We start from the raw sequence: 20002 nt of genomic DNA, 5'->3' as shown, positions 1-20002 counted from the left end.
CAAAGGCAATATTAAAGTTATGGTTTATTTATATACCACTTGCATTTGGAGAATTTGTCTTTTCGAATATCATAGGTTATTTAAAAAAATAAAGATTTTGTATTTGAAAAACAATTAACCTAATTTAATTGTTTTTTATTTTTCTTCTAATAAACCAAACAAAAATAGAGATTTTGAACAAGATGAAGTTTATGAAGGAAATAACGTTGATTAGGTGCTGAAAACGGGAATCATTCAAGCATGGTAATTCACCGTTTTTATAGCTTCCTATAGTGAGATGTTATGTTCACATCATATGTATACGATATTTGTAACTTAATATAGCATTACTGCAACTTCAAAATTAGTAGTTAAGGTTGTTATCTTATAGAGTGTTATATATAACTTAGCTAAAAAAGCACAAATCATATAATTTGCGCTGTTCATTATCTGTTTTTGGTAAAAAATTATAGTTTTTGTCACATTAATACTGTACGATACATAGTATAAAACACATACTGTATGACATATAGTAATGGAAATGAGGTGAGTGAATGGATACTTTATTAAATTCGTTAATTACTGAGTTAAGAAGAGGGACATTAACGTTAGCTGTTTTAAGTCAATTAAGAACGCCTCAGTACGGATATTCACTTGTCCAGTTATTGGAGCAATCAGGGGTTACAATTGATCAAAGTACTTTATATCCACTACTTCGCCGATTAGAAAAGCAGGAATTAGTGACGAGTAATTGGGATAAAACGGAGAGTAGACCTCGTAAGTATTATGTTTTAAGTGATTATGGATTAGAAATATTTTTGCAGTTGAAAAAAGAATGGATAAAGGATTCGAAAGAACTTTATAACTTATTAAAGGAGGAAGAGAATGAATTTAATTGATCTCTATATCCAAGAGGTTGCGAAGAGATTACCTGAAAAAAATCGTGAAGATATTACACTTGAACTAAGGTCAATTATAGATGATATGTTACCTGAAGATTATAATGAGAAAGATGTAAAGAGCGTTCTCGAAAAATTGGGGAGTCCGGTTTCATTGGCTAATGGTTATTTGGATAGACCGATGCATTTAATTGGACCACGTTATTTTGATGTATATACAACGTTGTTAAAAATGATTATACCAATCGCAGCTGTCATTGCACTCATATCAATGATTGCAGAAAATTTTATAGGCTATAGTGGTGATCAAGCAGTATTAAATGTTATTTTTCAATTGATAGGTAAAGGCATTGGGGAAATTTTTGAAGTGGGCCTCCATGTATTTTTCTGGTTGACACTTGTGTTTGTTATTTTAGAAAGAACAGATACAGACAAAGGTATCGAGCCGTTGACGACAAGTTTAAAAAAATGGACACCAGATGATTTGAAAAACATCTCGTATATCCCAAAGAAAAAAGCAATCTCGAAGTTTGAAGTTTTTGGAGGTTTAATGTGGACAGCAGTTTGGGCTACACTTTATTTTTATGCGAATCATCTTGTTGGCGTATATAACGGTACGGCAAATGGACTGAAGTTTGTCTCGCCAACTTTTAATCAAGATGTTTTATTGCAGTACTGGCCAATCGTTGTAATTATGATCGTTTTTGAAATATGTATATCCCTTTATAAATTAGTGCAGGGACAATGGACGCAAAGATTGGCGATTGGGAATGCTATTCTTCAGGTAGCTGGGACGATAGTATTCATTGTAATTGTAGTAAATCCACATGTATTTAACGCAGGGTTTATTACGTATTTGGCAAATGCATTTACTATTTCCCTAGAGGGATTTAAAACGTGGTTAGTTGGCGGTGGAATTGTAATTTACACATTATCTGCTGCAATAAATATATTTGACGGTTTCCGAAAAGCTAGTATTCGTATGTAGATAAAAATCGGAAATTTCGATAAAATAAAACTATTGAAAAGATAGTGATATAAGGTGAACATGATGAAAGGAAGAAAACAATGATAAGGGAAGCAACGAAAAAAGATTTAGCATACATTTTAGATATTTATAACGATGCGATACTTTATACAACAGCTGTATATGCGTATAAACCTGTAACCCTTGAAAATAGAATAGATTGGTATGAACAAAAAAAGGCTGAAGGGTATCCAATTTTCGTATATGAATTAGATAATAAAGTAGTAGGATTTGCGACATTCGGCCCATTTAGAACGTGGCCTGCTTATAAATATTCAGTTGAACATTCTGTGTATGTAGATAAGGCATATAGAAAAAATGGCATTGGGTCTTCATTAATGAAGGAATTAATCAAAATTGCAAAGGAAAGAGAGTATATGACCTTAATTGCTGGAATTGATGCAGAGAATGAGAAAAGTATTGCCTTGCATCAAAACTATGGATTTGTTCATGCAGGAACAATAAAAAAAGCTGGTTATAAGTTTAATAAATGGCTAGATTTAGCTTTTTATCAGCTGGAACTTAACGGTCCTGAAAATCCTATAGAAGAATAAATATTTTTCGGTAGCAAGAAAAAATTCATGCTACCTTTTTCTTATTTTAATAGCTAATGAAAAGGTTTTTTACATTCAATGTTGAAATATTAGAAGTTAATATAACGATATAAAAAGAGGGATAGAAATGGAAACTGTTATAAATAAAATAAAAGAGGTACAATCTAATTATGTGGGAATGGCAATTTATTCTACAAAAAATAATCGTATAGTTGCTTCGTATAATAGTGAATTAAATATTCCGTTAGCATCAGCAGCAAAATTAGTCATTGGATTTGTAGTAACGCAAATGGTGAAGGAAAATAAACATAATTGGAATGATATACTTCATTACATTAAATTTAATCCACATGAAGATAGTGCGCAGTTATATCCGCATTTACAAGGAAGAACTTCTTTAACACTTAGTGAAGCGGTAGAGGTAATGATTGCTTGTCATGATAGTTACGTTGCACAGTCAGTTGTAATGCACTGTGGTGGATGGGATGCTGTGAAAATGTACGCACAAACGTACTTTTCAAAAATTCATATACAAGAGAATGCTAGAGATGAGAAAAATGTTGGAGAATTAAGTGAAGTTCTTGCCCTTTTCATACAAACCTTTCAAGGTTATAAATCAGAACCAGAATTATGGGAACCAATTATTAGCGGCATGGTAAGACAGCAAGGAGAGTATGAAGAAATTCCATATTATCATATAGCTCATATGACAGGTGGATTACTCACAGCTACAATAAATATTGGTATTATAGGAATGTTTAACGAATTTCCACTTCTTTATGTGATTGGGGGAAAAGATTTACCGAATCGCCGTGAAAATAAAGAGGTAGATGAAGCTTTTGCAGTAGTTTTAAAGTACATATACAAAGAATATAGTGAAAGCATGCTAGGAGTGAGCGATTGAAAAGAAACTTAAAGACTTCAACAATCATTATTTTAATTTTAACGATTATTGCTCTTGAAGTTGGAATCGCACTATATGATCACAATTTGTCATTAAATACAATTTACTTTGCAGCAATTCTTATTTGTATTGTATTGCTTTTTGGCACACGTGTTTCTGAAGAGAAAGAAAGTACATCGAAACGAGGACGAAGAAAAATAGCTGTTATATTTTGGCTATCTATTTCATTGTCTATCGCTTGTTTTGCAGTTATAAGTTACATAAGGGTAGGCTATGTCTCTGTACCAGGGATAATTGGCTTTTCATGCTTTGTTACATATGGTGGATTCGTTTTGATTAGTATTTTAAAGGGGAAAAATAAAATGTAGCTTACTAAGTTGAAAGGAAGCAATGTATATGAAACATATAGAGAACGGTACACGTATTGAAGGAGAATACATTAAAAATAAAGTCATTCAATATAATATGTCCATCTTAACAGATGAAGTAAAACAGCCGATGGAAGAAGTAAGTCTCGTAGTAAAAAATGAAGAAGGAAAAATATTTGGTGGTGTAACAGGTACGATGTATTTTTATCATCTTCATATCGACTTTTTATGGGTTGATAAATCAGCTCGTCATGACGGTTGGGGGAGCCAACTTTTACATAAAATTGAAGAAATTGCGAAGGAAAAAGGGTGCAGATTAATATTGCTAGATTCATTTAGTTTTCAAGCGCCAGAATTTTATAAAAAGCATGGTTACCGAGAGTATGGTATCGTTGAAGATCATCCGAAAGGTCATAGTCAGCACTTTTTTGAAAAGAGATTATAATAATATTATGTATACTGATTGATGGGAGAAAGCATATGTACACGTATAAATTGCAACAAGAACAACCAATCTGTGTAGAAAAAATAAAGAAGCTTTATGATTCTGTCGGTTGGTGGCCAGAAAGAAAAGAAGTCGATATTGAAAAAATGTTAAAGAATAGCATAGCCATTGGAGTATGGGAAGAAAATGAATTAGTTGGATTTGCTAGAGTCGTTTCTGATGGTGTTTTTCGAGCATACATTGAAGATGTTGTCGTACATGAGAATGTAAGAAATAAAGGTATTGGAGAGAAAATGCTTACAATATTACTTCGAGAAATATCTCATATTGATATTGTTAGTCTATTTTGCGGAGAGAAGCTAATAAAGTTTTACGGTGAGCAGCAATTTCAAGCAACGAAGCAAATTGTGATGCATCGTAATCAAACAGGGAAAGAATAAGAGGTGCCAATTAAAATGAATGCAACAAGAGCGTACTGTTTATCGAAAAGAAAAGCGACAGAAGATTCTCCAGATGGCTGGAGTGCAACATGTATGAGGCTTAATAATAAAATATTTGCGATAGTAAATCATGAAGAAGGTGAAAAGGCTGCGATTACATTGAAGTGTGATCCAGAAGTCGCATTAAGAATAAGAGAAGATTATCCAGAAACAATTATTCCAGGGTATCATATGAATAAAAAACATTGGAATACCGTTTATATTCATAAGGGTATAGAGCAGGAGCAAATTAATAAAATGATTGATTGGTCGTATGATTTAGTACTACAATCATTTTCAAAGAAAAAGCAGCAGGAGTTAATGGATTAATATGTATTAGGAGTGTGTGTAATGAAAGATTCGATTAAAGATACGTATGATAAATTAGCGAGTACATATAAAGAAAATCTAGATTTCGCAAATCCATATAACAGTTATTATGAAAGACCGGCGATGATGGAGCTTATTCCAAAGGAACTAGAAGGAAAAAAGATATTAGATGCTGGATGTGCAGCTGGATGGTATACTTCTCAATTCATAGGAAGAGGAGCAAATGTTACAGCAATTGATGTAAGTCCTGAAATGGTAAAAGCAGCAAAAGAAAATATAGGAGAAGAAGCGACGTTCCTTTGTCATGATCTGCAAGAAACATTGCCATTTGAAGATAATACGTATGATGTGATTGTAAGTTCATTAACTCTTCATTATATAGAAAATTGGAATCAAGTATTTCAAGAATTTCGTCGTGTATTGAAGCCAGGTGGAGAACTTATATATTCTATTCATCATCCTTTTATGGATTTCACAAAGTTTCCATGTGAAAATTATTTTGAAAAACAGTTATTAATAGATACTTGGGTTAAACCGAATATTACTATTGAAGTCAAGTTTTTTAGAAGATCATTACAAGACATACTAAATGAAACTACAAATTATTTTGTATTAGAAGAGATAGTGGAACCGAAGGCAATTGAAAAAATGAAAGAAGTAAGCGAAAAATCATATCATTATTTAAATATGAATCCACATTTTCTTATCATAAAAGCAATCAATAAATAGCTAGTAAAATAACTTTGTTTTACTAGCTATTTACAGTTTTACATTACATATTAGGAGACTTTAAAATGAATACGAAACGAAATAGAGTAGTATATGCACTATTTACTATAGTTGTTATTATTTTAGGTCTTAGCTCAAGAAAGTTTGCTTTTGCACTACCACATCTATTAAATGATTATTTAGGTGATGCATTATGGGCATTAATGATTTTCACTGGCTTTGGATTTTTGTTTCCTAAAACAGAGACGAAGAAGTTGGCTTTTATTAGTTTAATGTTTTGCTACGGGATTGAAGCGAGCCAATTGTATCATGCGGAATGGATAGATAGCATTCGTGGAACGACTTTGGGCGGACTCGTGTTGGGATACGGTTTTTTGTGGAGTGATTTAGTGGCTTATACAATTGGTGTTGGAGTGGGAATACTGTGTGAGGTTATTTTTCGGAAGAAATAAGAATTGTAAAAGGGGTATTGTAAATGGAACAAGCACTGGAAATTGCAAAGCTTTGGTTTCGAAATGAACATGTCACAGCTACTGTAATTCAACCAAAAGTAGCGAAGGTTTTATGCAAGAATAAAGAGTACATTTTAAAGAGAACGGGATCGATAAAGCAACTTCTAGTTGAATTCGATGTTTTGAAGCAACTGTATGAAAAGGGAATTAAAGTACAGAGAGTAGTAAAGACAGAAAATGATGAACAATATGTATTATATAAAGAAAAATATTATTGCTTATATGAGTATGTTGCCGGAAGTGTTTTAGAAATAAAAGATACGAATAAGCTGGAAAGGCTAGCAAGTACAATTGGAGAAGAAATAGCTAATCTGCACAAAGCATTACATTCGGTGAATAGTGACCATGAGTTAATAAAAAGAGATTTATATAAGATGGTATTTGAATGGGCTATACCGATTTTAGAAAAGAATGAGCATGTTCATCGAGAGGTAATTCAAAAGATGGAGCGAATGCACGCAGCTTTCAAGGAAACGGTCCATCCATTACCGAGACAAATTATTCATCGTGATATGCATCTATCAAATGTAATCTTTAAAGATGATAAACTGGAAGGTTTTATAGATTTTGAGATTTTAGAAAATAATGTAAAAACATTTGATTTATGTTATTGCTGTACAAGTATATTAAGCGAGCTATTTAGTGATGAAAAATTAAGAGGGAAATGGTTACATATCGTTAGCAAAGTCTTTGAAGGTTATTATAAACAAAATGATTTAACGAAAGAAGAACTAAAAGCCATTTGGTATGTTATGCTTTCAATTCAAATTATCTTTATTGCTTATTTTGTCCAGTTACCAGATTTATTAAAGTTAAATGAAGAAATGTTCTTCTGGATTTTTGCTAATAAGGAAGCTATTGAAGAAGTTATAGAAGGTATCGTAAAGGTATGAAAAAAATAATATTAATTGGTTCTGGTGGTTCAGGAAAATCTACATTAGCAAGGCAGTTAGGAAATAAATTAAATATTAAGGTGCATCATCTTGATGCATTATTTTGGAAACCGAATTGGGAAGGTGTTCCGAGAGAAGAACAAATAGCAGTTCAAAATAACTTAATTAAAGATGAGAAGTGGATTATTGATGGGAATTATGGCGGGACGATGGATATCAGACTGAATGCAGCTGATACAATTATCTTCCTTAATATTCATAGAACAATTTGTATTTATCGTGCGTTTAAAAGAATTGTAAAATACCGGAATAAAAAAAGACCAGATATGGGCGAGGGATGTGAAGAAAGATTTGATTTGCAATTTTTTAAATGGATATGGAAATATCCTAATGCTAAACGACCTACAATTTTAAAAGGGTTAGAGCAATTGTCCGAAGAGAAAAAGGTTATTGTTTTAAAATCTCCAAATGAGGTTCGGAAATTTTTAGAGCACATATAATAATAGAATGTGACACAACAATTCTTTTTGAATCTTACCGATTAGTTTAATTAAACTAATCGTTTTTTATTATGGAAAATTTAACGCTTTTGAAAATTGTATTTTGTAATGAGTATATGACTATAAATTCATATAAAATGAACGTTTGGAGGAATAGAAAATGACTAATGATTTAATTCAACTAATTGATTCATTAATGGTAAATATTCCAGCTGGAGAGGTAGTATTAAGAGATGATCGAATAAAAAAAGAATGGCTAGTGCAAATTCAACCATTTCTTCTTGCGAAGTATGCTGTAACAATCGAACTATATGATGCTATTACAAATAGTACATTAAATAATTTTGATAAAAATCATAAACCAGTTGTCAATATTTCATGGAACGATGCCATTGCGTTTTGTAATGTACTTTCAAAAAAAGCGGGATTAAAAGAATATTATTCTATTAGTGATGATGGTCAAATTGTGAAATGTAATTTAGATTCAAATGGCTACCGATTACCATGTGAGGCAGAGTGGCAATATGCATGTAAAGCAAGTACAACCGGATATACATACGGGAAACTTCATGATATAGCGTGGTATAATGAAAATTCAAATGGAGAGATTCATGACGTTGGCCAAAAAGAACCGAATGCATGGGGACTTTATGATATGCTAGGGAACGTTTGGGAATGGTGTTATGATTTGTATGATGAAACAGTGTACGGATCATACCGCATTTTTCGTGGTGGTAGTTGGGCTGAAACAGCGAGAGGGTGCGGCGCTACTTGTCGTCGTCGAAGCCATCCTACATTTCATATAGATGATCTCGGTTTTAGACTCGCTAGGTCAATTTAGTAGGAACATGCTACGAACAACTAAGAAAAGAGTATGGAGAAAATCCGTACTCTTGCCAACATAGAAACGATTTAACGTAAGGAGTGTTTATTATGGCGCGTGTTTTATTTATTAACGCTGGATCAGAAGGACATATAAATCCAACTTTACAAGTTGTAGAAGAATTGATTTCTCGTGGTGAAGAGGTCGTTTATTTTTCAATAGAAGCTTTCAGGGAGCGGATTGAGAAGACAGGTGCTACTGTACGAACGATTGATGATCAAAAATTTATAAAAGCGTTTCTATCTGGAGGCAGAAATTATTTACAGGAAAGAATAAACGGCCTTCTACATACAGCGAATATTGTAATATCTAGCGTTCTAGAACAAATTGAAGGTGAACATTTTGATTACATGATTCATGATTCTATGTTTGGTTGTGGCCATTTAATTGCTCAAATTCTTAAACTTCCAGCCATAAATTCATGCACATCTTTTGCGCAGGATGAAAAATTCTTTGAGCAAATGTTAGGTCATCTGTCAAAAAATATCCCAGTAGAAATTCATGATAAAATACAGAATGATTTTCAAAACTTAACAAAGGGAATTACTGAAAAATATGGTGTTGAAATAAAATCATCGTATGAAGTTTTCTGTAATCCTGCACCCCTTACTATTGTGTATACAATTAAGGAGTTCCAGCCTTTTGGTGATACGTTTGATGAAACATATAAATTTGTAGGACCATCTATCTCTGCACAAATGAAAAACAGAGACGTTGATTTTACTTCAATTGAAGTAAAAAGTCCGATTTATATTTCATTAGGTACTGTTTTTAATGAAGCGATTGACTTTTATAAACTGTGTATGAAGGCCTTTGAGAATAGTGAGCATACAATTGTTATGTCTATTGGTAATAAAACAAAAATAAGTGATCTAGGCGAAATCCCTAAAAACTTCATTGTGAAAAACTATGTGCCTCAAACCGAACTGCTTACTTATACGAAACTATTTATTACACACGGCGGGATGAACAGTACGCATGAAGGACTATATAACGGGGTTCCGCTCGTTGTAATACCGCAAAGTGCAGATCAGCCAGCAATCGCAAAGCAAGTGGAGAGTCTTGGAGCAGGAGTTCAATTACATATGAATGAATTAACCGTGGAGAAATTGCGTGAAAGTGTGGAGTTAATTTTAAATAACCCTTCATATAAAGAGGCTGCTTTGAATTTGAAGGAATCATTCCGAACATCGGGTGGATATAAGGAAGCTGTTGATGAAATTTTTACATTTGTAGGTCAGTAATAAATATAAAGTTATACATGAAAAAAGTGTCTATATTAAATGATATAGACACTTTTCTGTTGTAAGAAGAGAAGAATTGTTTAAATGAAAATACTAAATGTGAATTTTGAGAACTAAGTCTACAATTTCTGCTGCACACTTTTATTTTATCCCGTATTAACCGACCGTAAAACCCCAACTAATTAAAGTTTTACTTTATGATTTCAGGATGTGGTTTTATATGTTAGTAATAATTTCACTGTTTCTGCACAACTTCTGCACATGCTTAGGCGAGTTCTATGTCATGATATATTCATAAAGTGAAATGTTTCACAAGGAAAAAATATATTTTCACTGCGGTGTATGCATAATTAATACATACATCGGTACAAGTTTGTCTCTTGTTATTCTTTTACATCAAAGCCCACATTCCACTACAAAGTATAACAAGAAGGAGACATGAGCATGAATAATCGATTTTTAAAACAACTACAAAATATGAAAATGAACAAAAAAAGTTTAGGAGCTGTAGCATTAACAGCTGGAATTATTAGTACGACACTTATTCCTCAAAATGCTTATGCGCACGGTTTTGTTGAAAAGCCCGGTAGCCGATCCGCTTTATGTAGTCCAACTTATGGTGCGCTAAATGTAAACTGTGGAAGTGTTATGTATGAACCACAAAGTTTAGAAGCTCCAAAAGGGTTCCCACAAGGTGGTCCAGTAGATGGACAAATTGCTTCAGCAGGCGGAAAATTTGGTGGTATTTTAGATCAACAAACAGAAAATCGTTGGTTTAAAAATACAATCACTGGTGGGGAAAATACATTTACTTGGAAGTATACTGCGCCTCACTTAACGAGTAAGTGGCATTACTATATTACTAAAAAAGGATGGAATCCAAATAAAGCGCTAACAAGAGCAGATTTCGAACCAATTGGAACTGTACAACATGATGGTTCTGCAGCTTCAAATAATTTAACTCATAAAATCAATGTACCTACTGATCGTAGTGGATATCATGTGATTTTAGCAGTATGGGATGTAGCTGATACAGCAAATGCATTCTATAATGTAATTGATGTTAATCTTATTAATGATGTGAAACCAGACATAGAAGCGCCAAGTATTCCAAATGGACTTCAGATGCAAAAAGTAACAGCGAATAGTGTAGAACTAACATGGAACGCTTCTACGGATAATGTAGGGGTAAAAGGATATCAAATCTTCCGTAACGGAGAGATGATTGATACAGTACCAGGGACTCATTTTATTGATAAGAAGTTACAACCAAGTACAGAATACTCTTATACTGTAAAAGCAATTGACGCAGCTGGCAATGTATCGAAAGAAAGTACAGCGCTTACAGTAAAAACGACAGTTGAGACTCCTGATACAGAAGCACCAACACAACCAAAAGGATTACATAGTATGGGAACGACAGCGTCAAGTGTGGATTTAATGTGGAGTCCATCTGACGATAATATTGGTGTAGACCATTATGATATTTATAGAGAAACAGAAGGGTCAATGAAAAAGATTGCAACATCCAATACAACTTCTTATTTGGATAAAAATCTGCTCGCTAATACTACTTATAAATATGTAGTGAAAGCTGTTGATGTAGCTGGAAATGAATCCGTACAGAGTGATATATTCACAATTACTACAAAAACTGAAAGCGCTTCACATGAAGCGTGGGATGCAAAAAAAGCATATAAAAAGGGAGATAGAGTTCTACACGAAGGAAAAGTATATGAAGCAGTCCAGAGTTATCAAGGAAATGGTGATCCAAACTGGATTTATGCATTATCATTATGGAAAACAGTGTAAGTTTTACCTAGGTATGAACTAAAAGATGTTGGGCTTTGATGCAAAAGGTAATTTTGAGAATTCACTTTTCTATTAATAAAACAGGGTAGTGTATGAATACATAAGATTCATATACTACCCTTTTTATTATGATAACACTTTCGTCATAAGTATGTGCGGAATGCCATCTTCCATAAATATATCAGAAGAAGTTTGATAGTCTAATTTTTTATAAAATCCTTCAGCTTGTGTTTGACCGTGTAGCTTCACTTTTGTAGCTTGTTCGTTACGAGCAATTTCTTCTAACGTTTGAATGATGACTTTACCTAATCCATATGTACGATAATCTTTTAAAATACAAATACGTTCTAATTTTCCGACACCATCAACAAATCGTATACGCCCTGTGCCTACAGGAAGATCATGATAATAAACTAAAATATGTTTACATTGCTCTCCGATTTCATCGAATGTATCGAATTCATCTGTAAGAGGAACACCTTGTTCTTTTACAAATACTTCTTTTCGAATATGAAAGGCAGTTTCTAAATCAGTAAGTTCTGTTATAAGTTTGGATTGCAAAATGTTCAGTCCTTTCTAGTGTAATCAGTTTGCGTTTTCCTAGTATATCATAATAAAGTACTATTAAGAGAAGAAGAACATACTAAAAAGCCAACTTTAAAAAGTTAGCTTTTATTACAATTTCTTTATCCCATTTTTAGTGCCAATAATTGCTGTACTCGTCATACTTATAAACAACCCTGTTTCAACTACACCAGTAATCATTTTTAATTGGGTGTGTAAATGGGCAGGATTAGAAATATGATTAGGGAATATACAATCGATAATCATATTATTGTTATCGGTTATATAGGTTTCATTATTTTTTAAACGTAACGTTGTTTGACACCCTAAAGATTGAATTTTATTTTCGGTTTGTTTCCATGAAAAAGGGATGATTTCAACAGGTAATGGAAAATTACCTAAATGTGTTACAAGTTTCGATTCATCAGCAATGATAATTAGTTCTTTAGAGGAAGAGGCAACGATTTTTTCACGAAGTAATGCACCGCCACCGCCTTTTATAAGTTGTAAATTTGAATCAATTTCATCCGCTCCATCAATTGTAAGATCAAGACTTTGTACGTCGTTTAACGAAAGTAGGGGGATATTTAGTTGATGTGCTAATGCTTCAGTTTCCTTTGATGTTGGTACAGCTTGAAATGATAATCCTTCTTTTACACGCTCACCTAATTTTTGTATTGTCCAATATACAGTAGAACCTGTACCAAGCCCAATCTTCATGCCATCATTTACAAAGTTAGCGGCATATTCGCCAGCGAGCTGTTTTAAATTCATCGCTTTACTCCGCCGGACGCGGCCCGGCATCAAGACCTGAATTTTCAACTGTAAGTACCGGACGAACGACTATATCTTTATGTACACGCATTTGACAAGATAATCGTAAATGATCTTCAATTCCTTTTTCCGTCATTGCATGTTTCTCATTCGCACTTGCTTCACAGAAATCACCTGCTAGTATTTCTACTCTACAAGTTGTGCAACGTGCATTCCCGCCACAACGATGAAGAATGTTGACACCGCTATCTTCAATTGCTAATACTAACTTTGTTCCTTCTTTCACATCAAAAGTTCCCGCACCTTCAATTGTTAATTTTGGCAAATTTGTTCCTCCTCACGTAAAATTGTACATAACATATTTATGACCGCGAATTATTGAACATAAACATTATTTTTTATATCCCCGTAACTTTTTTTAATGTTGAATCGTTTATTAAGTAAGCACTGAAAAGGAGTGGTTATTTTGTGCACAAAAGTAACTCATGTTTCAAAGAACCATATCGATATGAATCATTCAAATATAAACTTTTTAATTGAACAATATGGAGAGTTAAAAAGATACTGTACTTTTTTAACGAAAAACAAATGGGATGGGGAAGATCTCGCCCAAGAAACAGTGTGTAAAGTGCTTCAAAAATATAGAAATAAAGATATTTGTATGACACTCGTCTATAAAATAGCAAGAAATCGTTGGTTAGATCAGATGAAGTCTAAGTCTGTTCATGAAAAAATAAGAGCACAAATCACTTTTGAAGAACCACATGAGAACATTGCAGATTTGCATGAAATGGTAGGGAAAGTATTGTCTTCATTAAATGTACAGCAATCCGCAATTTTATTATTAAAAGATGTTTTTCAATATAGTATCGCTGATATTGCTAAATTGTGTTCTGTATCAGAAGGTGCAGTGAAAGCTTCTTTATTTCGGAGTAGAAATAGGCTGAAAACTGTAAGTGAAGAAGGGATTGAGATAGTCGAATTCACAGAGGATATTGAAGTTGTTGTAACATCTATTCGTGAGGAAAGACCAGAATTATTAACGAAGCTTCTTCCGACAATAGATTTTACTAAATTACCATCTAAACAGCCAGTCTTATTATTTAATGTGAAAAACCCTTCTTCCTACAGTTATATGCTTTACGCAGCATAACAAGTATTGGAGGGATTTAAAATGAATGCAATTCCATATGTAGTAGAACAAACAAAATTAGGAGAACGTTCCTATGATATATATTCAAGGTTATTGAAAGACCGCATTATTATTATCGGCTCAGAAATTAATGATCAAGTAGCGAGTAGTGTCGTAGCGCAATTATTATTTTTAGAAGCAGAAGATGCAGAAAAAGATATATTCTTATACATCAATAGCCCTGGCGGTTCAACGACAGCAGGTTTTGCAATATTAGATACGATGAATTTAATTAAACCAGATGTGCAAACGCTATGCATGGGCTTTGCGGCATCATTCGGTGCATTATTATTATTATCAGGAGCAAAAGGAAAACGGTTTGCTCTCCCTAACAGTGAAATTATGATTCATCAGCCGCTTGGTGGTGCACAAGGGCAAGCAACAGAAATTGAAATAACTGCGAAAAGAATATTAAAGTTAAAGCATGATATTAATAAAATGATTGCAGAAAAAACAGGCCAACCGATTGAAAGAGTAGCACATGATACAGAAAGAGATTATTTTATGACTGCAGAAGAAGCCAAGGCATATGGGATTGTAGATGACGTTGTTACGAAAAAATAAGTTAAAAACAGGCTAGAGGATATGCTAACCCTCTAGCCTATTTTTATTAATCTTTTACCCATTCATCAACTAGCGCTTGATTCTTCTTAATCCATTTTCGCGCCGCTTCTTCGTGATCTTTCGTTTTATTTAACTCGACCATTAACGTACCAAGCTGTTCATCGTTCATCTTCCATTTGTCAAAGTATTTTATGATATCCGGATGGTCTTTTTCGAAACCTTTACGAACAGAGTAATAAATGTCATCTTTTTCACCATATACTTTCTTAGGGTCTTTTAAATATTTTAAGTCAAATTCTGAAAAGCCCCAATGCGGATTCCAAAGCGTAACAGCGATTGGTTTCTTTTTCGTATATGCTTTCTTTAGTTCACTCATCATCGCAGCTTCAGAAGATTGGACAAGTTTTAGTTTTATATCATATTCTTTCATTGCTTTATTCGTTAAATTCATAAGACTACTACCGGGTTCGATACCGACAATTTTATTCTCTAGTTCATCTTTATGAGCATTTAAATCTTCGATACTGTTTATGTTTTTCATGTAAGAAGGGACGACTAAACCTAGTCCAGTACCTTCGTACCATTTTGATTTTAAGACAATATCATCTTTATAACGATCGTTTAGCGGTTTATCTGTAACTGGTAGCCATACTTCTAAATTCGCATCAACATCACCACGAGCGACACCAGTCCAAATTGCGGCTTTTTCTAAATACATAAGTTCAACTTTGTAGCCTTTTTCTTCTAATAAAACTTTCCACATGTTTGCGGTTGCAATATTTTCTTTCCAACTTGTTACACCAAGTTTAATTTTTCCTTTCGAATTTGCATTTGTTGCATTACATGAAGTGAAAATCATAGTAATAAATAATGCAAGGCATATAAACCAAATTTTCTTTCGCATCGAAAACCTCCTAAGTAACGTTTGCCTTATAAAATAAATGTATAAGTAAGCATTCTTATTATGAACGGAAACGAGAATTTTAAAGAAATCTTATGAATGTCATTTTTATGTAATATTTCTTTGTAAAATCGCAACACTATGTGAATAGATGGGTAGAAAAGGAGTAGTGACATGGATAATACAAAGGTGCGTGTTGAAAACGTAACAAAAGTATTCGGGAAACATCCGCAAAGGGCCCTTTCCTTATTAAAAGAAGGAAAAAGTAAATCGGAAATTTTAAAAGAGACAGGAATGAACGTTGGGGTGAAAAAAGCAACGTTTGAAGTTTACTCTGGAGAGATTTTCGTTATTATGGGTTTGTCTGGTAGCGGGAAATCTACGCTAGTTCGTATGTTAAATCAATTGATTAAACCAACTGCAGGTCATATATACATAGATGGTGAAGACATCGCAACGATGGGAAAAGAAGAGTTACGGAGAGTAAGAAGAACGAAAATGAGTATGGTATTTCAGAAATTCGCTCTATTTCCGCATCGTACAGTTATACAAAATGTTGCATATGGTTTAGAAATTCAAGGAGTTCCGGTTGAAGAGCGAGAGAAAAAAGCGTTAGAATCGCTACAGTTAGTAGGACTCGATCATCATAAAGATAATTACCCAAGTCAACTTAGTGGTGGTATGCAGCAGCGCGTTGGAATCGCAAGGGCACTAACGAATAATCCAGATGTATTACTAATGGACGAGTCATTCAGTGCATTAGATCCACTTATTCGAAAAGAAATGCAAGATGAATTGTTAGAGTTACAAGATAAAATGGAAAAAACGATTATATTTATTACGCATGATTTAGATGAAGCGCTTCGAATTGGAGATCGTATCGCATTAATGAAAGATGGAGAAATTGTCCAAATTGGAACACCAGAAGAAATTATGATGAGCCCCGCTAATGAATTTGTAGAAAAGTTTGTTGCGGACGTGAATTTAGGAAAAGTAATTACGGCTGAGTCTATTTTAAAACGACCAGAAACTTTATTAATTGATCGTGGACCTCGTGTAGCCCTTCAAATTATGAGGAATGCAGGTGTCTCAACTGTATATGTTGTAAACAAAAAGTATGAGTTTTTAGGTATATTAACTGCGGATGATGCGAGTAAAGCAGTACAAAAACAGTGGCCGATTGCTGATTTATTACTTAATGATATTCCGCATGTGTATTTGGATACTTTACTGGAAGAGACTTATGCAAAAATGGCGGAGATGAAATATCCGTTACCAGTAATCGATGAGAAGAAAAGGCTAAGAGGAATTATTAAACGTGAAAGTGTCATTCAAGCTCTTGCAGGAAACATTGAGGAAGAGGTGAAAGACGATGAATAGTATACCGCGTATTCCATTAGGGGAATGGGTCGACTCATTTGTTGCAAGTTTATATGAGCACTTTGAAGGCTTATTCCGAGGATTCTCTTATATTATTGGCGGATTTGTTGATTTACTCACTAATTTTTTAACAATAATACCCGCCATATTGATGATTATTATCTTATGTTTCCTCATTTGGTACACAACGAGGAAATTATCTTTAGTCATTTTTACGCTTATTGGATTATTATTTATTTTGAATATTAACTACTGGGCACAAACGATGCAAACATTAGCACTCGTACTTACGTCTGTTATTATTTCAATTATTGTCGGAATTCCAATTGGTATATTAGCATCTCAAAATGAACGTTTCTCAAAATTTTTAAAACCAACATTAGATTTTATGCAAACAATGCCTGCATTCGTATACCTTATTCCAGCGATTACATTTTTCGGAGTAGGTGTAGTACCTGGAATTATTGCATCAGTAATCTTTGCAATGCCACCGACAATTCGTTTTACTGACTTAGGAATTAGACAAGTTCCAGAAGATTTAATTGAAGCAGCGAATGCATTTGGATCCACAGCATCACAAAAACTATTTAAAGTACAATTACCACTTGCAACCGGAACGATTATGGCTGGTGTGAACCAAAGCATTATGCTTTCGTTATCGATGGTTGTAACAGCATCACTTGTAGGAGCTCCAGGACTTGGAGTTGATGTATATCGCTCTGTAACACAAGTTAATATCGGAATGGGATTTGAAGCTGGATTAGCTATCGTAGTAATCGCAATTATATTAGATCGAATTACACAAGGGTTCCATACGAAAAGAAAATAATGAATAAAAAACACACTTTATAATACAAAGTGTGTTTTTTATTGCATCCAGATCACATACGAACGATAACAGAACCTCCAGCTGGTGCACAAACTTGGTTTTTTTGTTGTTCCATTGATTTAATTAATTGATTATTTTCCTCGATTAATGAGATTAATTTAGTTAATTGATTTTCAAGACTTGCAATACGCTGCATCATATATTGTGAATCATGATGCAATGTATTCCTTGCGGGATGAGGGGAATAAACATACTGTTGATTTATATTTGGATTCCAATGAGGATACATTTGAATCGTTCCTCCTTCAATAAATTACGAAGCTTTCTTATAGTAAATGCCTATGTATAATTAATAGTTACTTGAAAATTTTCCAATATAAAAGGAGTATGTACAGAAAATGGAAAATATTATATGTGAAGTTACAGGACATTTTTTGGAAATATTTAAGCGAGATAGTGCGTATATTAATACATTCAAGTAAATGTATGTTATTTAGGGGGAAATGGTGGGAGGAGATGTAATTTTGGCTAAAAATAAAAAAAGAAATGATGCTTTGGCAATAGGTGTCGGTATAGGGGTTGTAATTGGTGTATTTCAAGGGCACTTTACAAATAATTTAGTAATCGGAATTGTGATTGGGATTATAATTGGGATTGCGTTTTTGAAGAAGTAATGAGATGTAAATTCATTTCAAAAATTGTTGTATCAAAAGAATGAAAATTAGGAATATTAAACCTGTTTTTCCTTTTATTGTGATATTATATATAAAAAGGAAGGTGATGGATATGTCAACAAACAATCAAATAGAACAAAACTGTTTCATTTGCAAAAAACATATAGGAAATATTATAGTTCCAGGTGGAGCTATTTACGAAGATGAACTCGTTTACGTTGGACATGTCCACTGGGATAGTGAAGAAACATACCTGGGTTATGTAATGATAGATATAAAAAGACATGTACCTGGCCTTGCTGAACTAACAGATGAAGAAGCGAAAGCGTTCGGACTTATAACAAGTAGAGTAAGTAAAGCGCTAAAAGAAAGCGAAGGTGCAGAGCATATTTACACTTTTGTTTCAGGAAATGGTGTACCACATATGCATATGCACATTATTCCGCGTTATCCGAATACACCAAAAGAGTTTTGGTCACCAACCGAGATAGCGAAATGGACTGGCGCACCATATGGTAACGAAGAGAAAATAAAAAACTATGTGAAAGAATACGAAAGTATATGGTAAATGAGTATGCATACAACAAATAATACACAATATTCATGGGTTGGAAATATAGAAATGTGTTTAGGAGAAATTTCAGTTAAACAATATGGTGATATTGTACTTGGTAAATATGGCGGGAATAAAAGTGCTGGAGCGAAAAAGAATGAAGATGGTGCATTAGTTTGGTCAAATGGTGAATGGGAATTTGCAGCTATATTAGATGGACATAATAGTGTAGAAAGTGTTGATTTAGTAGTAAATACAATCGAAAAAGAATATGAAAATATAAAAGTAATTTTGAATGAACCAATTAATTCAGTATTTCAGTCTGTTGAAAATCATATACTTACAATTTTTCAGTCATCTTCATTTAAGGAAAAGTGCAAAAAAATTAAAGGTGAAACAGCTTGCTTACTATGTGTAAGGAAAGAAAATTATATATGGTGGCTTTCTATCGGTGATTGTTTAGTGTATGTATTTCATGAAGAGTTACATAAGTTAGGACAATATGCATTAAATCAACGTCATTTTTACGAATGGATTGGAAATGTAAACACATTTGATTTACCTGTTCCTTGCTATTCATCAGGTATTCGTGAATTACGTACTGGAAAGAACCGAATTGTAATGGTGACAGATGGAGTATTAGAATGCGGGGAACGCCGATATGAAATACCTGTAAATTTGTATAATGCTATGAACAGAAATGATAAAACACTTAAAGAAAATATTCACAATGTTTTAGAACACGTGCATCATCAGTTGGGACGTGATAGTGCGACAATTATTAGTTGGGACGTAGAAAATAAAAGGAATGCTACGTATCCGAGTGATCAGCCGGAGAAAAGGTAAAGGAGGAAACATCACTGTTTTGGGTTAAAGGAATTTTATTAATAGTATGGATTATATCCTTAGTTGTTGTTGAAAAAGTAGTGAAGGAAAAAACTAAATATACCGAAACAAACAGACTGGAATAGTAAATATGTAAACAACTTTCATAAATAGGGGCGACTAGGGCC

General features: G+C 33.4%; 26 protein-coding genes and 1 pseudogene. 22 read left to right on the top strand and 5 right to left on the bottom strand.

Annotation, left to right across the window (positions count from 1 at the left end):
* Nucleotides 1-533 precede the first annotated feature (533 nt).
* The 15 genes from HMPREF1014_RS14020 to HMPREF1014_RS13950 all read left to right on the top strand — a co-directional run bounded on the left by HMPREF1014_RS14020 (nt 534) and on the right by HMPREF1014_RS13950 (nt 11558).
* Nucleotides 534-878 (top strand): PadR family transcriptional regulator, encoded by a 345-nt coding sequence (locus tag HMPREF1014_RS14020; RefSeq protein WP_000380300.1) that lies wholly within the window; start codon nt 534-536, stop codon nt 876-878.
* A complete protein-coding gene (locus HMPREF1014_RS14015) occupies nt 865-1866 on the top strand; it encodes an HAAS signaling domain-containing protein (RefSeq protein ID WP_001048871.1) in 1002 nt (333 codons plus the stop codon). The genes HMPREF1014_RS14020 and HMPREF1014_RS14015 overlap by 14 nt, the downstream gene beginning before the upstream one ends.
* Nucleotides 1867-1946: 80 nt before the next feature.
* Nucleotides 1947-2459, top strand: a complete 513-nt coding sequence (locus HMPREF1014_RS14010) for a GNAT family N-acetyltransferase (protein ID WP_000617513.1) — start codon at nt 1947-1949, stop codon at nt 2457-2459.
* 127 nt (nt 2460-2586) lie between these two features.
* Entirely contained in the window at nt 2587-3363 is a 777-nt protein-coding gene (locus HMPREF1014_RS14005; RefSeq protein WP_000450750.1) for a serine hydrolase, read from the top strand.
* Nucleotides 3360-3731 (top strand): hypothetical protein, encoded by a 372-nt coding sequence (locus HMPREF1014_RS14000; RefSeq protein WP_000827998.1) that lies wholly within the window; start codon nt 3360-3362, stop codon nt 3729-3731. Before HMPREF1014_RS14005 ends, HMPREF1014_RS14000 begins: the two co-directional genes overlap by 4 nt.
* Nucleotides 3732-3759: 28 nt before the next feature.
* Complete coding sequence (locus tag HMPREF1014_RS13995) at nt 3760-4176, top strand: GNAT family N-acetyltransferase (protein WP_000680411.1); 417 nt, start codon at nt 3760-3762, stop codon at nt 4174-4176.
* A 35-nt stretch (nt 4177-4211) separates the two neighbouring features.
* Complete coding sequence (locus tag HMPREF1014_RS13990) at nt 4212-4616, top strand: GNAT family N-acetyltransferase (protein ID WP_000288979.1); 405 nt, start codon at nt 4212-4214, stop codon at nt 4614-4616.
* Between the two features lie 15 nt (nt 4617-4631).
* Complete coding sequence (locus HMPREF1014_RS13985; RefSeq protein ID WP_000994622.1) at nt 4632-4985, top strand: MmcQ/YjbR family DNA-binding protein; 354 nt, start codon at nt 4632-4634, stop codon at nt 4983-4985.
* A gap of 21 nt (nt 4986-5006) precedes the next feature.
* The gene (locus HMPREF1014_RS13980) at nt 5007-5714 is read left to right on the top strand and encodes a class I SAM-dependent methyltransferase (RefSeq protein ID WP_000655256.1); all 708 of its coding nucleotides are present in this window, start codon (nt 5007-5009) and stop codon (nt 5712-5714) included.
* A 65-nt stretch (nt 5715-5779) separates the two neighbouring features.
* The gene (locus HMPREF1014_RS13975; protein ID WP_001093462.1) at nt 5780-6166 is read left to right on the top strand and encodes a ribosomal maturation YjgA family protein; all 387 of its coding nucleotides are present in this window, start codon (nt 5780-5782) and stop codon (nt 6164-6166) included.
* A gap of 23 nt (nt 6167-6189) precedes the next feature.
* Entirely contained in the window at nt 6190-7119 is a 930-nt protein-coding gene (locus tag HMPREF1014_RS13970; RefSeq protein WP_000434090.1) for a phosphotransferase enzyme family protein, read from the top strand.
* The gene (locus HMPREF1014_RS13965) at nt 7116-7619 is read left to right on the top strand and encodes a DNA topology modulation protein (protein WP_000720554.1); all 504 of its coding nucleotides are present in this window, start codon (nt 7116-7118) and stop codon (nt 7617-7619) included. The genes HMPREF1014_RS13970 and HMPREF1014_RS13965 overlap by 4 nt, the downstream gene beginning before the upstream one ends.
* A gap of 160 nt (nt 7620-7779) precedes the next feature.
* Nucleotides 7780-8460: a formylglycine-generating enzyme family protein gene (locus tag HMPREF1014_RS13960; RefSeq protein ID WP_000180343.1), complete on the top strand. Its 681-nt coding sequence runs from the start codon at nt 7780-7782 to the stop codon at nt 8458-8460.
* Nucleotides 8461-8552: 92 nt separating this feature from the next.
* Complete coding sequence (locus tag HMPREF1014_RS13955; protein WP_000124892.1) at nt 8553-9746, top strand: macrolide family glycosyltransferase; 1194 nt, start codon at nt 8553-8555, stop codon at nt 9744-9746.
* A gap of 444 nt (nt 9747-10190) precedes the next feature.
* Nucleotides 10191-11558 carry a lytic polysaccharide monooxygenase gene (locus HMPREF1014_RS13950; RefSeq protein ID WP_001065149.1) on the top strand — a complete coding sequence of 456 codons (1368 nt, stop codon included), beginning with the start codon at nt 10191-10193 and terminating at the stop codon, nt 11556-11558.
* Between the two features lie 126 nt (nt 11559-11684).
* Here the strand turns inward: HMPREF1014_RS13950 and HMPREF1014_RS13945 are convergent, their stop codons facing one another.
* The 3 genes from HMPREF1014_RS13945 to HMPREF1014_RS13935 all read right to left on the bottom strand — a co-directional run bounded on the left by HMPREF1014_RS13945 (nt 11685) and on the right by HMPREF1014_RS13935 (nt 13221).
* Complete coding sequence (locus HMPREF1014_RS13945; RefSeq protein WP_001190880.1) at nt 11685-12119, bottom strand: GNAT family N-acetyltransferase; 435 nt, start codon at nt 12117-12119, stop codon at nt 11685-11687.
* Nucleotides 12120-12233: 114 nt separating this feature from the next.
* The gene (gene rpiA, locus HMPREF1014_RS13940) at nt 12234-12896 is read right to left on the bottom strand and encodes a ribose 5-phosphate isomerase A (protein ID WP_001049985.1); all 663 of its coding nucleotides are present in this window, start codon (nt 12894-12896) and stop codon (nt 12234-12236) included.
* 4 nt (nt 12897-12900) lie between these two features.
* Nucleotides 12901-13221, bottom strand: a complete 321-nt coding sequence (locus tag HMPREF1014_RS13935; protein ID WP_001125388.1) for a 2Fe-2S iron-sulfur cluster-binding protein — start codon at nt 13219-13221, stop codon at nt 12901-12903.
* Nucleotides 13222-13362: 141 nt separating this feature from the next.
* Here HMPREF1014_RS13935 and HMPREF1014_RS13930 point away from each other — a divergent pair, with 141 nt between their 5' ends.
* Together HMPREF1014_RS13930 and clpP are read left to right on the top strand one after the other, a co-directional pair.
* A complete protein-coding gene (locus HMPREF1014_RS13930; protein WP_000337523.1) occupies nt 13363-14049 on the top strand; it encodes an RNA polymerase subunit sigma-70 in 687 nt (228 codons plus the stop codon).
* Between the two features lie 21 nt (nt 14050-14070).
* Nucleotides 14071-14652 (top strand): ATP-dependent Clp endopeptidase proteolytic subunit ClpP, encoded by a 582-nt coding sequence (clpP, locus tag HMPREF1014_RS13925; RefSeq protein ID WP_000991610.1) that lies wholly within the window; start codon nt 14071-14073, stop codon nt 14650-14652.
* Between the two features lie 46 nt (nt 14653-14698).
* Here clpP and HMPREF1014_RS13920 read toward each other — a convergent pair whose 3' ends face one another.
* A complete protein-coding gene (locus tag HMPREF1014_RS13920) occupies nt 14699-15556 on the bottom strand; it encodes a glycine betaine ABC transporter substrate-binding protein (protein ID WP_001227618.1) in 858 nt (285 codons plus the stop codon).
* A gap of 171 nt (nt 15557-15727) precedes the next feature.
* Here HMPREF1014_RS13920 and HMPREF1014_RS13915 point away from each other — a divergent pair, with 171 nt between their 5' ends.
* Both HMPREF1014_RS13915 and HMPREF1014_RS13910 read left to right on the top strand, forming a co-directional pair.
* Complete coding sequence (locus HMPREF1014_RS13915; protein ID WP_000370606.1) at nt 15728-16933, top strand: quaternary amine ABC transporter ATP-binding protein; 1206 nt, start codon at nt 15728-15730, stop codon at nt 16931-16933.
* Nucleotides 16926-17762 carry an ABC transporter permease gene (locus HMPREF1014_RS13910; RefSeq protein WP_001084760.1) on the top strand — a complete coding sequence of 279 codons (837 nt, stop codon included), beginning with the start codon at nt 16926-16928 and terminating at the stop codon, nt 17760-17762. Before HMPREF1014_RS13915 ends, HMPREF1014_RS13910 begins: the two co-directional genes overlap by 8 nt.
* A gap of 52 nt (nt 17763-17814) precedes the next feature.
* On the opposite strand, the gene HMPREF1014_RS31290 is transcribed toward HMPREF1014_RS13910, so the two are convergent.
* On the bottom strand, nt 17815-18051 hold the full coding sequence (locus tag HMPREF1014_RS31290; protein ID WP_000283222.1) for a hypothetical protein: 237 nt from the start codon (nt 18049-18051) through the stop codon (nt 17815-17817).
* A 217-nt stretch (nt 18052-18268) separates the two neighbouring features.
* Here HMPREF1014_RS31290 and HMPREF1014_RS13900 point away from each other — a divergent pair, with 217 nt between their 5' ends.
* The 3 genes and pseudogenes from HMPREF1014_RS13900 (at nt 18269) to HMPREF1014_RS13890 (ending at nt 19835) form a co-directional block, all read left to right on the top strand.
* Complete coding sequence (locus HMPREF1014_RS13900) at nt 18269-18436, top strand: glycine zipper domain-containing protein (protein ID WP_000508470.1); 168 nt, start codon at nt 18269-18271, stop codon at nt 18434-18436.
* Nucleotides 18437-18542: 106 nt separating this feature from the next.
* Nucleotides 18543-19027: pseudogene (locus tag HMPREF1014_RS13895) on the top strand (HIT family protein).
* Nucleotides 19011-19835 carry a PP2C family serine/threonine-protein phosphatase gene (locus HMPREF1014_RS13890; RefSeq protein ID WP_000557605.1) on the top strand — a complete coding sequence of 275 codons (825 nt, stop codon included), beginning with the start codon at nt 19011-19013 and terminating at the stop codon, nt 19833-19835. The pseudogene HMPREF1014_RS13895 and the gene HMPREF1014_RS13890 overlap by 17 nt, the downstream one beginning before the upstream one ends.
* Nucleotides 19836-20002 lie beyond the last annotated feature (167 nt).

This window comes from Bacillus sp. 7_6_55CFAA_CT2 (genome assembly GCF_000238655.1).
Classification (GTDB): domain Bacteria; phylum Bacillota; class Bacilli; order Bacillales; family Bacillaceae_G; genus Bacillus_A; species Bacillus_A cereus.
The sequence above is the reverse complement of the archived record's forward strand: the minus strand, read 5'-3'. Positions and strand labels throughout refer to the sequence as shown.